Annotated in this window: 10 protein-coding genes; 8 read left to right on the plus strand and 2 right to left on the minus strand. The window is 44.9% G+C overall.

Going from position 1 to position 14,700, the window contains the following annotated elements; genetic code table 11:
• Window positions 1–70: 70 nt before the first annotated feature.
• The 3 genes from HOP38_RS07105 to HOP38_RS07115 are packed head-to-tail and all read left to right on the plus strand — an operon-like array spanning window position 71 to window position 3,345.
• Entirely contained in the window at window positions 71–1,771 is a 1,701-nt protein-coding gene (locus HOP38_RS07105; RefSeq protein ID WP_198557738.1) for a type I secretion system permease/ATPase, read from the plus strand.
• A gap of 8 nt (window positions 1,772–1,779) precedes the next feature.
• On the plus strand, window positions 1,780–3,087 hold the full coding sequence (locus HOP38_RS07110; RefSeq protein ID WP_198557739.1) for an HlyD family type I secretion periplasmic adaptor subunit: 1,308 nt from the start codon (window positions 1,780–1,782) through the stop codon (window positions 3,085–3,087).
• On the plus strand, window positions 3,088–3,345 hold the full coding sequence (locus HOP38_RS07115) for a membrane protein (protein WP_006070667.1): 258 nt from the start codon (window positions 3,088–3,090) through the stop codon (window positions 3,343–3,345).
• Between the two features lie 107 nt (window positions 3,346–3,452).
• On the opposite strand, the gene HOP38_RS07120 is transcribed toward HOP38_RS07115, so the two are convergent.
• Window positions 3,453–7,895 carry a beta strand repeat-containing protein gene (locus HOP38_RS07120; protein WP_198557740.1) on the minus strand — a complete coding sequence of 1,481 codons (4,443 nt, stop codon included), beginning with the start codon at window positions 7,893–7,895 and terminating at the stop codon, window positions 3,453–3,455.
• Between the two features lie 232 nt (window positions 7,896–8,127).
• Window positions 8,128–9,111: a hypothetical protein gene (locus HOP38_RS07125; RefSeq protein ID WP_124941081.1), complete on the minus strand. Its 984-nt coding sequence runs from the start codon at window positions 9,109–9,111 to the stop codon at window positions 8,128–8,130.
• A 148-nt stretch (window positions 9,112–9,259) separates the two neighbouring features.
• Between HOP38_RS07125 and HOP38_RS07130 the strand changes: the two genes are divergently transcribed.
• Genes HOP38_RS07130 through HOP38_RS07150 form a run of 5 tightly spaced genes read left to right on the plus strand, consistent with a single transcriptional unit; the run spans window position 9,260 to window position 14,616 of the window.
• Window positions 9,260–10,486, plus strand: a complete 1,227-nt coding sequence (locus tag HOP38_RS07130; RefSeq protein ID WP_198557741.1) for a PP2C family protein-serine/threonine phosphatase — start codon at window positions 9,260–9,262, stop codon at window positions 10,484–10,486.
• Window positions 10,487–10,496: 10 nt separating this feature from the next.
• Window positions 10,497–10,829 (plus strand): STAS domain-containing protein, encoded by a 333-nt coding sequence (locus HOP38_RS07135; protein WP_006070671.1) that lies wholly within the window; start codon window positions 10,497–10,499, stop codon window positions 10,827–10,829.
• 32 nt (window positions 10,830–10,861) lie between these two features.
• Window positions 10,862–11,986 carry a nucleotidyltransferase family protein gene (locus tag HOP38_RS07140; RefSeq protein ID WP_124941083.1) on the plus strand — a complete coding sequence of 375 codons (1,125 nt, stop codon included), beginning with the start codon at window positions 10,862–10,864 and terminating at the stop codon, window positions 11,984–11,986.
• Between the two features lie 11 nt (window positions 11,987–11,997).
• On the plus strand, window positions 11,998–12,450 hold the full coding sequence (locus HOP38_RS07145) for an ATP-binding protein (protein ID WP_031496075.1): 453 nt from the start codon (window positions 11,998–12,000) through the stop codon (window positions 12,448–12,450).
• A 9-nt stretch (window positions 12,451–12,459) separates the two neighbouring features.
• The gene (locus tag HOP38_RS07150; RefSeq protein WP_198557742.1) at window positions 12,460–14,616 is read left to right on the plus strand and encodes a glycoside hydrolase family 2 protein; all 2,157 of its coding nucleotides are present in this window, start codon (window positions 12,460–12,462) and stop codon (window positions 14,614–14,616) included.
• Window positions 14,617–14,700: the final 84 nt, after the last annotated feature.

A 14,700-nucleotide genomic window follows, 5' to 3' on the forward strand; every position in this document is an offset into this window, starting at 1 on the left:
TAATCTCGAAATACCCAACGTAGTTCCTATACTGCCCAGTACGAAGCAATTACAACAGTATAGAGAACACATGGAACGTATCAGAACAGCGTTTTCTCAGGCTCGCAAGGAATTGTGGGTAGCCGCTTGGTTCAGTCTTGCGATTAATTTCTTAGTTCTGTCTTTACCTATTTATGGTTTGCAGTTATTCGATCGAGTCTTGTCGAGTTATAGCATGGAAACCATGTTTGCGCTGATGGGGATTGTGCTGTTTCTTATTACCGCACAGTTCCTACTAGAGCATATTCGAACAGAGCTTCTTCAAAAATCGGGACTTAAACTGGATGCTTCTTTAAGCGGCTTATTGTTGTCTCGAAGCATATCTCAATCCTCCCAAACCAACAGAATTGAAAAGCAAGGTTTGCAGGATCTATCGGAGATCCGTAATTTTCTGGTGACGCCATCGACGTCTGCAATTTTCGATATTCCTTGGTCACCGTTCTTCCTCATTATTCTCTTTATGCTTCACCCATACATTGGCTTAGTTGCTCTATTTGGCACTGTTACTTTTGTCTTGTTAGCAATGATCATGTTGGTTCAGTCAAGAACCACTAATGAAGAGTCTGTTCAGTTTTCAAATCGCACCAACATGGAGCTAAACGACTATTTGCGCAATGCCCCAATGCTTAAAGCGATGGGAATGTCAGAGAATATTGGCCGTGTATGGGAACATAAAAGTGAAAAGATGCTTGCCTATCAGTGGTTAGTTAATTCGAAAGCGGGAAAGCTACTGGCACTTAGTCGATACTTCAGAACCTTACTTCAAGTGGTAGTTCTGTCGTTAGGCGTGTATTTAGTTCTCAATCAACAGCTTGGTACAGGAGCGATCATTGCGAGCTCCATTATCATGGGGCGCGTGTTGTCCCCATTTGAACAGGCGGTGGGTAGTTGGAAATCTTGGTACGTTGCGTATAAGTCTTGGCGACGTTTAAACGTGTTACAAAGCTCCGAAGATGCAACGCAGAAAATTAAACTACCGGATCCTAAAGGGCAAGTGCATTTCAAGAATGTAGGGCTGAAGTTACCTAATGTGCAGGAGCCAATATTGCAGAACATTAGTTTTAAACTTGGGGCCGGTCAAGCACTTGCCATACTGGGTAATTCAGGCTCGGGAAAGTCTACCTTAGCGAAACTCATTATGGGGATCTATCAGCCAAGTGTTGGAATGATAGAAGTGGATGGGGCGGCTATAGGCCAATGGTCGGATATACAATTCGGGGAACACATTGGTTATTTACCACAACATGTTGGTTTGCTGGCTGGGACGGTGAGAGACAACATTTGTCGTTTCAGTGACGCTGATGATGAGGATGTAGTTAGAGCGGCAAAATTAGCGTGCATACATGAACTGATTATCTCGCTTCCTGAAGGGTATCAAACCTACTGCGGTGAAGGTGGTTTGCAGCTGTCTGGTGGTCAGATGCAGAGAATTGGTCTTGCTAGAGCGATTTTCTCCAACCCTAAAGTGCTAGTACTTGATGAACCCAACTCTAACCTTGACCCAGAAGGTGAAGTCGCGCTCGCTATTGTGCTCCAACATTGTAAAGAGAACGAAATCACCGTTGTGATGATCAGTCATCGCCCTGGTTTTCTGCGTCAAATGGATTGGGTTGTGCTCTTAAAAGATGGGAAGGTCGAGAAAGCTGGTAAGAGTGAGCAGTTCCTCGGTTTATCTTCGAGTGTGGATACTACTCCAGAACCAGCAGCATCAACAGCGCGAACAGCAGGGTAGGAGGACTTATGGTTTTTGATACATCGAAAGTCATTAAATCAGGGATAGTACTTACCTTACTAACGGTGTTTGGTTTTGTCTGGTGGAGTACGAGTGTAGAGCTTAGCTCCGCATCTATCGCAAAAGGTGTCGTGGTAGTAGAGAGCAAACGTAAACCTGTACAACACCTGGAAGGTGGATACGTAAAACAGATTTTTGTGCGTGAGGGTCAGCATGTGGAAGTCGGCGAAATTCTAGTAGAGTTATCGAACTCGAGGGCAGAAGCAGATTTTCAGCGCTTAGATCTCAAGCTTATGTCGTTAGAGTTTCAAAAACGCCGATTAAAAGCACTGCTCGAAGAGCGCAGTGTTGTTGATTGGAGTATGGGAGATAGGACTGAACTAGCCACTAACACCATTGAACGTACGCAGATATTGAGCAATATCGTGAGTAACGAGCAAGTCCAGTTTCAACAGGCTCTTTTGAAATCAGAGCTCTCACAAGGGCAGTACTTACAGCGTAAAGCCTTATTAGATGAGCAAGTACGAGGAGGGCAGTTTCAAAAGCGAGCAGTGGAACGACAACTCTCCTTAGTTAAACAAGAAATTGATATGACCAAGGGGCTGGTGGATAAAGGTTATGTCTCAAAGACTCGAATGTTGGAGCTACAAAGAGCATTGGCAAGAATTGACGCAGAGCTTGCAGAGGTGAATGCCGATATTGAGGTTGGACTCAGGCAGCTAAACGCTTTAGAGCAAACCCATAAAGCGCAGCGCCTAGAACAACAGCAAAGCTATGCTGCTGAGCTAGCCTCGACTCAAAAAGAAGCGCGCGACGTCAAAGAAGCCTTGAAAGCGGCGTCGGATGTGCGCGAACGGGTAACAATACGCAGTGAACATCAAGGAACGGTTGTTGGTGTTAATATTGCTGGAGTAGGTGCAGTGGTGAATCCTGGTGATATCTTAATGCAAATCGTCCCTGACAGTGATGAGTTGATTATCGAAGCTTTGGTACCTCCACAAGATATTGATGTGGTGCGAGTCGGTCTTGAAGCCAAAGTCAGATTAAGCGCTTATAACATTCGAAAGACCCCGCCTGTGGATGGTGAGGTGACTTATGTCGCTGCAGACCGTTTGGGTGATGATGTTGATGACAATGTCGTTGGCTACAAAGTACAAGTGAGGTTAAACGCCGAAGCGCTGCATCAGTTAGAAAACATCGAACTATACCCTGGCATGCAAACTGAAGTATTTATTGTTTTGGAACAGCGAACACTTTGGGATTACCTAACAGCACCGCTAACGGTTAGCTATTATCGGGCGATGAGGGAAGTATAGATGGATTCAGACATGCTTTTTTGGCTAAGCTTTTATGGCGCGTTTTTTATTGCGAGTGGGGTAGTAGGAGCACTCAAAGGTCGACTAATTGCTGGGATTTTACTTGGTTATGTCTTAGGGCCCATAGGGTTAGTTGTTATGCTACTTAGTAAAGATCAACGTATGATTCCTTGTCCACATTGTGGTCAGAAAACCCACCATCACTCTTACCACTGCCAGCACTGCAACGAAAAAGTATACGGTTATCTCCATTCTTAAAACCAATATCTTATCTCTAAATTTACTCCAGCTTTACTCTTAAATAGTGGCATAAAAAAAGCCCTTCTTTCGAAGGGCAAACAGTCAGGAACTCACAAGGAAAAAGGTTAAGCAATATCTGTTGGGAAGTTGATATTGCCTTGGTCTAGGTCGCTCCAAATCGTGACCTCTTTACCGTCTGAGCTTTCAAGCTTGTAGCCGTATAGGCTAGATGTATCAAGATTTTGTGCTTCGTAGGCATCTTTCAAACCTTGATCCATGTCTGTTGTCGTACCTTTTAGCTCCCAACCCCAACCTGTGAGGTCGATGGAGTTGGCGCCAGTACACACGAATTGTCCATTCGCCTCTCCAGCGGTGTCGTTAACTACTATTTTGTCTAATGCAATGGATATGTCAGTATCTGAAGAGTTGACTCTTACCCCTTCTATTTCTTGGAATGCAGTTTTAGACATATCTATAGTTTGGTTGTCACCGTCGCTGCCCACGACAAGGACATCGAACCCTTCACCCCCGCTAAAATATACGGTGTTCGCATCACCAGAGGTCATTTCCTCACTATCAAATGTTAAAGTATCGTCACCGCTTCCTGCAAACAGCTGATCAAGACCCGACCCTCCATCTAGAGAGTCATTGCCCTCTTGACCAAAGACAAGATCATCACCGCTACCGCCGCGTAAGGTGTCGTTACCCACACCGCCATCTACATAGTCACTACCACCTCCGCCATCGAGCGTATCGTTCCCTTCCTTACCGGAGAGATTGTCGTTACCGCTACCGCCGAAGAGTTTGTCATCGCCCAACTCACCAAACATTTGGTCGTCACCGGATTGACCATAGAGAGTATCATTACCATCTTGCCCAAATAGGGTATCGTTTCCTGACCCGCCTTCTAAACGGTCATTGCCTTCGCCACCGTAGAGTAGGTCGACACCACTATCACCCTTGAGCTTGTCGTTACCAATACCACCAATTAGCTGGTCATCGCCATCACCACCAAACAACTGATCATTACCGGAACCGCCGTCGAGTTGGTCGTTGTCGCCGTAGCCGTAGAGTCTGTCATCCCCTTCGTTACCTTCTAAGACGTCATGGCCAGAGCCGGCATTGAGCGTGTCGTTGCCGTCGCCTCCATACAGTTTGTCATGACCAGCACCTGAAATGAGCGAGTCGTTGTCGCTTCCCCCATACAAGGTATCGTCACCTGCACCGGAACTAATCGTGTCATTTCCTTCATCACCGTAAAGGGTATTATTACCTGCCGAAGCGACGATAGTATCGTTGCCTAATCCACCGCGAACCGTGTCATGTCCCCCTCCGGAAGTAAGCGCGTCATTACCTTCGCCCCCATCCAAAGTATCATTACCATCCGCTGAAGTGATAGTGTCGTCACCTGCGTTACCGGATAGCACATTACTACCAGACTCAGCGCTGATATTGTCATTACCAACACCACCAGAAACCGTATCGTTACCGGCGCCCGTTTTGATGAAATCATCACCGTCACCGCCTAAAATGGTGTCGTTTCCCGTGCCGCCCATTAGAATGTCGTCACCGCTACCACCATCAATCAGGTTATCTCCTGACTCACCAAATAGTTGGTCGGTACCATCGCCCCCAAGCAGGGTATCGTCGCCGCTTCCTGCGTAAATAAAGTCGTTTCCAGCATCACCACTTAAGGTGTCATTGCCTGCGCCACCAAGAAGTACGTCTGTTGCTTCCCCGCCGGATAGTTCATCATTACCATCCCCGCCATCCAGCGTATCTTCACCAGCGTCTCCTGATAGAACATCTGCGCCACCTCCACCGGAGAGGCTATCGTTACCAAGCCCGCCAACAGCATGGTCACTTCCAGAACCGCCGAATAACGTATCGTTGCCTTCACCAAGGTTGACAGTATTGTTACCCGCTTCGCCATAAACCGTGTCATCTCCAGTACCAGCAGTGACAGTGTCCGCACCGTCTCCCGCGAATAGGGTATCGTTGCCGCCGCCGCCAGTAATGGTGTCGTTGTCGGCTCCTCCGTAAAGTGTGTCCGCGGCATCACTACCAATCAGCGTATCATCACCCGTGCCACCGTAGATATTGTGTGAGCCAGTCGCTGCCGCTGTGAGGGTATCGTTGCCTGCTTCACCTAATAATGTGTCTTGTCCATCATCGGTCATGACATCATCGCCTGCGCCACCAGCGAGGAAATCATAGCCGTCACCACCCACTAACTCATCGTTACCGTCGCCACCAAAAATAGCGTCGTTTCCATCTTGACCGTAGAGCTTGTCATCACCGTCACCACCATCAATGTGGTCATCGCCTAAGCCTGCGTGCACAACATCATTGCCTCGGTCGGCATAAATAGCGTCATTACCTTCGCCTGCATCAACGGTATCAGTCCCAGTACCGCCGTAAACTGCATCATCTCCTGTACCTGTACTGATGGTGTTGCTACCCGCTTCGCCAAACACGGTATCATTACCTTCACCCGTGACCACGTTATCGGCACCTGAGCCGGCAAATATGGTGTCATCACCTTTGCCAGAAAATAGTTGGTCGTCGTCTGAACCACCAGCGAGTAGATCGTTTTCGTCAGAACCTGTTAGTACATCATTGCCAGAACCACCAAAGAGTTCACTGGCATTGCTGCCCGCAGTTAAGGTGTCATTGCCTGCCTCACCAAAAAGTTTGTTGGCCCCTTGTTGCCCCAAAACAACATCGTCGCCACCGCCTGCAAAAATAGAGTCGTTTCCTAGTCCAGCATTGATGGTGTCATTGCCGCCGCCCGCAAAAACTTCATCGTGTCCGTCACCCGCATCAATATCGTCGTCACCTGACCCCGCGTAAACTTTGTCGTCACCAATCCCAGCCTTAACGGTATTGTTACCGTCGCCAGCATAGATGACATCGTCTCCAAGCCCAGAAATGACGTTATCTGCGCCATCATCCGCATAGATAGTATCGTCGCCATCTCCTGAATCTATTTGATTGAGTCCGGAGCCGGCAAAAATGGTATCGTTATCGGCACCCGAAGAAATGACATCGTCACCAGATTCGGTGTAAATAGTGTCGGCCCCCGTTCCTGTATCAATGACATTACTACCGCTTTGTCCAAATACAATGTCATCGCCTGAGCCTGTGTTGATGACGTCATTGCCTTCACCTGCATATACTTGATCGTTGCCTGCGCCTGTAGCGATAACATCGGCTCCTTCATTCGAATGCACTATGTCGTCACCATCGCCTGCGTCTATTGTGTCACTGCCTTCGCCACCATAGAGCTCATCGTTACCAAGACCTCCGACAAGCACATCATTACCTGAATCACCGATAAGCACGTCATTGCCGTCACCGCCGGAGAGCGTATCGTTACCAAATTCGCCAACAAGAACGTCATTTCCAGCGTCACCTTGCATTACGTCATCGCCGCCGCCGCCGAGCAAGAGATCATTGTCGTCGCCTCCGGAAATAGTGTCATTACCAGCACCACCGATAACAAAATCTGCACCTGAACCACCAAGAATATTATCGTTACCTTCTTCGCCTTGTAACTCGTCCGCGCCTTCGCCACCCTCTAGGAGATCATCACCTTTGCCACCAAAGATTTTGTCATCACCTGCATCACCGTATAGGGTGTCGGCGCCGTCGTCCCCAATGATAATATCTGCACCGTCGCCGCCGTGAATAGTGTCGTCACCAAGTTCACCTAACAGCGTATCGTCACCTTCATCTCCATGTAACGTATCGTTTCCGTCGCTGCCAAGTAGGGTGTCATTTCCGGTGCCGCCGGATAAATAGTCGTCTCCGTTACCACCAACTAAAACGTCATTGCCTTCTTCGCCGAACAAACGGTCGTCATTGATATCACCATCTAAGAAATCGTCACCCGTTTCACCATAAATGGTGTCGTTACCTTGTTGCCCCTTGAGAATGTCGTCTCCGGCGCCACCATAAATTTGGTCGTTAAAGATGTTGTGAACGGCGATATTGACGCTCTCAAGATCGTCATCAATGGGAGTACCATCAACGCTTTCTAACGAAAAAAAGACAGGTGTATCAGCAGACACTTGAGATTCAGTAAACTCAAAATCGATGACGACATCACCGTTTTCGTCAACAATGGCTTCTTGAGAGTGGATGACGACACCTTGGTCATCTTTGATTGTGACTATGACCGTCTCGTAGGTGCCACTTACATTGAAGTTTGCAGTGAGGTTGCCCGTTTGCTCTATGATGTAATTGCCTAGACGTACACCATGTACAATGGTTTCTTCTGATGAATTCGACTCTGAACCAGAATAGCTATAGACGGTTGTCGTGGTTCCCCAACTATCATCGCCACTGCTACTATCTGAAGTTTCACTGTTTGACGAGGAATCGTATTCCACATCACCTAGCACCGTGTCCGCACCTTCACCGGCTTGAATATGATCAGAACCTTCGCCACCCGCCACGAAATCATTACCTTGTTTAGCATGAATTTCATCATTACCGGACTTAGCGTTTAGATTGTCGGCTTGGTCAGTACCTGTAATCAGGTCGTCGTTTTTTGTTCCGTCCATGGGATTCTCTCTCTAGCCAATTTCGTTGATGCGTTAACATATGAATTAGGAGGTTTTGAACTGTTTTCCACAAAACCGCCGCAATCGGAGTAGAGCAGAATATGTGCCAATTTGCTCATGGCTATAACAATCTGAAAACTAGAATAAAAATTCTTAGCAGATGTTCTGTGTCATTTTGAGATTTACGTGGAAGCCAATATGCGACGCAATTTGCACGAAAAAGTTAAGAGACTCAAAATGCAAATGAATATGCAATGGTGATGGAGCCATCTAGGAAACGGCCAGTGCCTTCAGCCGCGTTACCAGGGTTCCAACGGTTACCGGAGTAGTTGTTATATTGCAAAGTGATTGTTCCTGGCCGCCAATCGAAATACCCAAACCCATAGGTATAGTCGGGATTCCAGGGTTGTTGTTGGGACTTATCAAAGTAATAGAATGCGGTGGCGTTAACGTACCAGTTCCCGAAAATAGCGTACTTACACCCTAGAGATGCGGTTCGGTGATGAGCCTTGTAGCTGGAGGACGCAAGGTCGAAGTATGAGGGTGTCCAATTGTAGTCGACTTGACACCCAATGCTCCCGTCTTCGGAAACTCGAGTCCACTCTAGTAGCTTTCCGGTAATTGGAAACTTCCATCCAAGCGATACTGTACCCTCATCAAAATTGGTTCTTGAGCCGCCTGGTTCAGGTGAAAAACGATTCCCACCGTAATTGGAATACAAAAGACTAAAAGTGTAAGGACGCCAATCGCTATAACCAAAAACATAGGTAAAGTCTGGGTTCCATGTTTGTTGCTGATCTTTATCGAAATAGTAATAAAGAGTGCCAGAGGCAAACCAGTTGCCGATTAATACATATTTCAACGATAAATTTGCTGTGTAATTGACATTGGAAGGGCCATTTGTTGCGCCGGAAGGCAAGTTGGCATCTTGGGTTTGAATTAAAGGCAAGTTAAGTGAAAAGTTACCACTTAGCCCCGATAACCCTTCTCGGTCTTTTAGTTCACCAAATGGCAGTTCGAAGGAGCTTTCTACGCCTCGCCAAATTAAGTCTAATTCACTGTCTTCATCTTTATTATTGATGGAGTTATCACTATTGGTCAGGTTTGGGGAAATAGGCGCAGGCGCATGCTCGCGAGTATTTGATAGATATTCATCACCAAAACACAACGAGGAAAATGTGATGGTTGATAAGCCAATAATGACGTATTTCTTCATTTATTATTGCGTCCTTGCAAGCCGTAGTCCTAACTTCAGATATACAACCTTGCTCTAAGGTAAAGAAAAGCAAAATATTTTTTTGTTTTTTCGTTCTCAGTTTCTATTCTAGTAAATAATGCTTCATAAGTGAGACGGAATCTCGTAAATGACACAAAAAGAGTTCAAAGACGCAGCAGAATCTAAAGAGGTTTTATTGGTGGAAGACAATAAAACCACGCAGATTCTAATGAGCTCACTTCTTAAGAAGAAGGGGTATAGTGTCACTGTAGCCAGTCATGGTTATGAAGCCTTAGAAATACTGCAGAAAAGCGAACATATTCAATTCGTATTGAGTGATTGGGTTATGCCTAAAATGGATGGGGTTCAATTGTGCCAAGCTCTAAAATCGACAGATTACAATCGCTATATATTCTTCGTTTTATTATCTGCTAAAGATGATAATGACTCGATTGTCAGTGGGATTAATGCAGGTGCTGATGATTTTGTTGCCAAAAATACAGCTATAGACGAACTAGATGCGCGTATTCGAGCTGGTTTTAGAAATTTAAATCTTCATAACGAATTACTCAAAAAGAATCAGGCGCTTGATAATGCGTATGCCACCATCCGACAAGACTTAGACGCGGCAGGCGATTTTATTCGTCAATTGCTACCAACGAAAGTTGAATTCAACAACGTGTTGATGAATTACACATCGATTCCGAGTGCGCAGATTGGTGGCGATATTTTGGGTTATTTCGAACTCGATGAGCAGCATATTGGTTTCTATTTATTAGACGTGTCGGGACATGGGGTATCTTCTGCATTGTTGTCCTTCTCCGTCCAACAAACGCTGTCTATCGCAAGTGGTCCAAACTCAGTGGTTTATAAGGAATCGTCCTCAGGAAAAGTAATTCGCCGAACTGATGAGGTAGTGGCGAAACTAAATGACATATATAGCCAAGATGATTCAAACCCCCTTTATTTTACTATGGTATATGCCGTATTGAACCAGGCAACTGGGCAGTTAGATTATTGCATTGCTGGTCATCCACCAATTGTGTGGTATCAGCATGAAACGCAGTCTACGGAATTTCTTGGAGAGGATAACTTTGTTGTCGGTATGTTTGATTTTGCAGACTACAAGCAAAAGTCGGTGACGCTTGGTCCTAGCGATGAGGTTTGGATTTATACCGATGGCATCACTGAAGCAAGATTTGAAGGCGAGTTTTACACCGAAGAAAGGTTAAAAGAGAGGATACAACACCATGCCTCTACAGACTTTGAAAACAAACCGAATGCCATTGTGTCAGAGGTGAGAGAGTGGCAAAAGAGTGACGTTTTTGATGATGATATCAGTATTTTAGTTTGTAAATGGGCACCAAACCAATAGGAAAATTACTATGAATTATGAAGTGTCGAACAACGACCTATTTACGGTTGTGGAAGTACAAGAATCGCGTTTTGACGCTAAGTTGGCTCCAACGTTTAGGCAATCTATGGAAGATATTCAGGGCGATATTAAACCTAATTTGTTGCTTGATCTATCGAATGTAAATTTCATGGATAGCAGTGGCCTAGGAGCTGTAATGGCGGTTTATAAGCTCCTTCGAGATAGGCAAATTGCTATTGTTGGCGCTAAACAACCTGTTAGAGATCTATTGAAGTTGACCCGAATGGATAGGCTAGTAAAAACCTATGACACGGTTGAGGATGCAATGACGGCGTCGGTTTAAGTGGTAATTCTAATTAGGCTAGGGGATAGGCAATGAAAGGAATGATATTGGCGGCAGGCAAGGGGACTCGAGTTAGACCCATCACTCAGCAGATACCTAAACCTATGATCCCGATATTGGGTAAACCTGTAATGGAGTCGATGATTGAGTTATTCGCTCAACACAATATTACTAAGATTGTCATTAATACGAGTCACTTGGCTGAGGTAATAGAAGACTATTTCGGCGATGGTCACCATTTTGATGTTCAGCTTTCTTATTCTTGTGAGGGAGAGCTTAAAGACGGCAAGTTTGAAAGCAAAGCCCTAGGTTCGGCTGGGGGGATGAAACGCATTCAAGAGTTTTCAGGATTCTTTGATGAGACGTTTGTCGTGGTGTGTGGTGATGCGTGGATTGACCTTGATTTGAAAGAGGCGGTTCGCAAGCATAAAAAATGCGGAGGTATTGCGACCATTATAACCAAACGAGTGCTTGAAGAAGAAGTCGAAAAATACGGTGTTGTGGTAACGGGCGATAAAGGTTTGGTGCAAAGTTTTCAGGAAAAGCCCGCTCGCGAAGATGCGCTGTCTAATCTTGCCAATACAGGTATTTACATCTTTGAACCCGCTATTTTCGACTATATTCCTAGCGACCAAGAGTTTGATATTGGTAGTGAGTTATTCCCTAAACTCGTAGAGCAACATGTACCGTTTTACGCTGTTGAAATGAACTTTCAGTGGCTGGATGTCGGTAACATCAAGGATATTTGGGGTGTTACCGAGGATGTATTGAGCGGAAAAGTTCCAGGTTATAGAGTGCCGGGCACGCAAGTGAAAGCGGGTATCTGGCTCGGGATTAACACCCAAGTCGATCTTGAAAAATGCAATATTGTTCCGCCAGTTGTTATTGGTAGTGGATGTCAAATTAAGGAGGGTGCGACCATCACTGGTCCCGCTTTGATTGGCGCAAACTGTCAAGTGGACGCCAATGCGACAATAAAACATTCTCTGGTGTTTGATTACACACAAATTCATACCAATGCTGTTGTCGAGGAACAGACTATCTTTGGTGATTTTGGCATAGGACATGACGGTGAGGTTGAGGATAAAACTCAATGGACTAACCTGCGCCCACACCCAGCTTTAAATCGTTTAGCCGATGTGATTAATAAAATGTGATGGGAGAAAGCATGGTTGATAGCAATGTATTTACTCACACTTATGAAAGCTCACTGATTACATCAAGAAATGTTGCCGATGACCTGAAGGCATTTTGGTCTCAACAAGCGGTCAAAAACAGTGTTATTGATGAACTAGAGCTGTGCGTGGTTGAGTTGGTAAATAATGCTTTTGAGCATGCTTATAAAGAGCGTGAGGGTGAGGTTATAGAAATTGTAAGTACGTTGACAGATTCGACGATCACCGTTGATATCACCAATTTCGGAGAAGGAATGTCTCAAGATGATTTTGCGTCTGCGCTTGAGGCCGATTTTATTGAACCGGACGCGGACGACCCCGACACGTGGGTAACGTCAGGCAGAGGCTTTATTATTCTTGCGGCTTTAGTTGATAAAGTCGAACTAACATTCGATGACAACCGCAATACTTTCCATTTAATTAAGTCATATGACGCGGTGGTATAGGTGGCTGGGATGTGGCGTTGGATTGCAAAGTTAAGTATTGGAATACTATTGGTAGGCTGTACGTCTACCGAGCTAGCTCACACTGATGCCACCCAGTCATTGGATGGCTATTGGGATTTCAAAAAGCTTAGTTCTGAAAATGCAGAGCAAACGAGCATCGCAGTTCCATCAAATTGGTACAGTTCAGGTGTAGAGTATTCAGGTAGTGCTTTGTACCAGACTAACTTCGATGTCAGTAATTATGACTCATCGAAGCGTTACTGGCTCAAGTTTGATGCTGTCGATTATCAAGCACGAGTTGCACTCAACAATATTCCTTTCAAGCCTCATAGCGGATATTTCGCCCCCTTTGATTACGAAGTCACAAATGTTATCAAATCTAACGACAATCAACTCTCTGTGGTGGTAACGAGCGAAAATGACCAGAAAGTAGAAGATTGGTCTCTCAACAAAAAAGAGATTAAAGGCGTTCTAAATCACCATGACACTCGACCTGGGGGAGCTTGGTCCGATAGAGGACAAGAAGCAAATTCTGGAGGAATATGGGGAAGCGTAGCTCTCGAGAGAACTGGCCCGATAGCGATAAAAGCATTTAAATTTGTCCCTGAGATAAGTCGTGATGGAGAGACGACTGGGCAACTTAAACTGACTTTGGATAGCAGTATTACCGCTGACGCAACCATTGTTATCACACTGCAACGTCATAACACCGAACGATCTGAAGCGACGATTGAACGCTACGAATTTACTCGTTCGGTGATTAAAGGAAAATCGGACATCCTTTGGACCATTCCTAGTATGAAGAGGGAACTGTGGTGGCCATATGATTGGGGAACGCCAACTTTATACGACCTTAGTGTTGAAGTATTCGAAGGTGAAAGAATTTTGTCTCATCAACGCTCTGAAAAAATAGGCTTTCGACATTTTGAATATTCAGAGGACAACCAACATTTCTACGTAAACTTCCAACCGTATTTTATTCGTGGGACTAATTACATTGGTAGTCAGTGGCTAGGTGAAATGGGGAATGAAGAATATGAACGTGATTTGATGTTGATGCGAGAAGCCAACATCAATAGTGTTCGAGTACATGCTCATGTTGCAGGTAAGCGTTTTTATGATAAAGCAGATGAGCTCGGTCTAATTGTTTGGCAAGACTTCCCATTGCAATGGGGTTATGAGGACTCAATTGGTTTGGTCTCTGAAGCAGAATCTCAGGCCAGAGATATGACCGATATGCTATACAACCATCCTTCTATCGCATTTTGGAGCGCTCACAATGAACCGCCGTGGGATGCAACGTGGATGAAATATAAGTACCAAAGTTATCAACCTGACCATAATTTGGAACTTACTAAAGCCGTTTATCAGGCTTTAAAAGCAACGGGCGACCATCGTATTGCAAGAGAAGCGTCTTACACCCATGAGCATCCATGGTTTGGTTGGTATTCGGGTCATTATAAGGACTACCGTAAAATCGCAGGCCCGCCAATCATCAGTGAATTTGGGGCACAGTCTTTCCCTGATGTTGATGTTGTGGAAACAATATTGAATGGGGAGTCTAATTGGCCACTCAATAAAGCACAGCTTAAGAAGCTTTCGTATCATAATTATCAGCATCATGAAACGCTCAATATTGCAGGGGTGGAAGTAGGGAACTCTCTTAATGACTATATTGCTAATACACAGCAATATCAAAGGCAAGTGAATAAATACGCCGCTGAGCAACTTAGATTGAAAAAAAATAAAGGCATCGCTGCAATATATCAATTTATGTTTGTGGATAGTTGGCAAGCCGTAACTTGGGCAATTCTTGATGCAGAACGAAATCCTAAACCTGCCTATTTTGCAGTTAAAGAGTCATTTCAGCCTATTTTAGCGATTGCCAGTGTAAATAATGACAAGTCGTCTAAGATTATAAATATCAGTGTAATCAATGACTCAAGAAGCGAATTTTCAAAAGCAACCGTGTCGCTCGAATGTTTCGATAATAACAATAAACTCAATTTATGTTGGGAACAAAACGATGTAATTATCGCTTCAAATTCGATTTCTGACATTGCTTCAGTTCCGCTAAATATGGTGGGTTCAGAGTTTGTGATTGATATTAAGTCAAGGGATGGAGAAGTGATATCCAGTAATCACTATTCCAAAGGAGATTACTAATGTGCAGAGCGTTAAATGATAGGTGTTTTTAAATCGACACATTAGGGTTAATAAGTAGGAAATTTCATTTTCTATAGGGAAGCT

This window comes from Vibrio mediterranei (assembly GCF_013364395.1).
Lineage (GTDB): Bacteria > Pseudomonadota > Gammaproteobacteria > Enterobacterales > Vibrionaceae > Vibrio > Vibrio mediterranei.

Coding starts and splice junctions, on each gene's coding strand:
- HOP38_RS07145 (WP_031496075.1), top strand. CDS start 11,998: ATGGTTGATAGCAATGTATTTACTCACACTTATGAAAGCTCACTGATT.
- HOP38_RS07140 (WP_124941083.1), top strand. CDS start 10,862: ATGAAAGGAATGATATTGGCGGCAGGCAAGGGGACTCGAGTTAGACCC.
- HOP38_RS07150 (WP_198557742.1), top strand. CDS start 12,460: ATGTGGCGTTGGATTGCAAAGTTAAGTATTGGAATACTATTGGTAGGC.
- HOP38_RS07115 (WP_006070667.1), top strand. CDS start 3,088: ATGGATTCAGACATGCTTTTTTGGCTAAGCTTTTATGGCGCGTTTTTT.
- HOP38_RS07110 (WP_198557739.1), top strand. CDS start 1,780: ATGGTTTTTGATACATCGAAAGTCATTAAATCAGGGATAGTACTTACC.
- HOP38_RS07105 (WP_198557738.1), top strand. CDS start 71: ATGGAACGTATCAGAACAGCGTTTTCTCAGGCTCGCAAGGAATTGTGG.
- HOP38_RS07135 (WP_006070671.1), top strand. CDS start 10,497: ATGAATTATGAAGTGTCGAACAACGACCTATTTACGGTTGTGGAAGTA.
- HOP38_RS07130 (WP_198557741.1), top strand. CDS start 9,260: ATGACACAAAAAGAGTTCAAAGACGCAGCAGAATCTAAAGAGGTTTTA.
- HOP38_RS07125 (WP_124941081.1), bottom strand. CDS start 9,111: ATGAAGAAATACGTCATTATTGGCTTATCAACCATCACATTTTCCTCG.
- HOP38_RS07120 (WP_198557740.1), bottom strand. CDS start 7,895: ATGGACGGAACAAAAAACGACGACCTGATTACAGGTACTGACCAAGCC.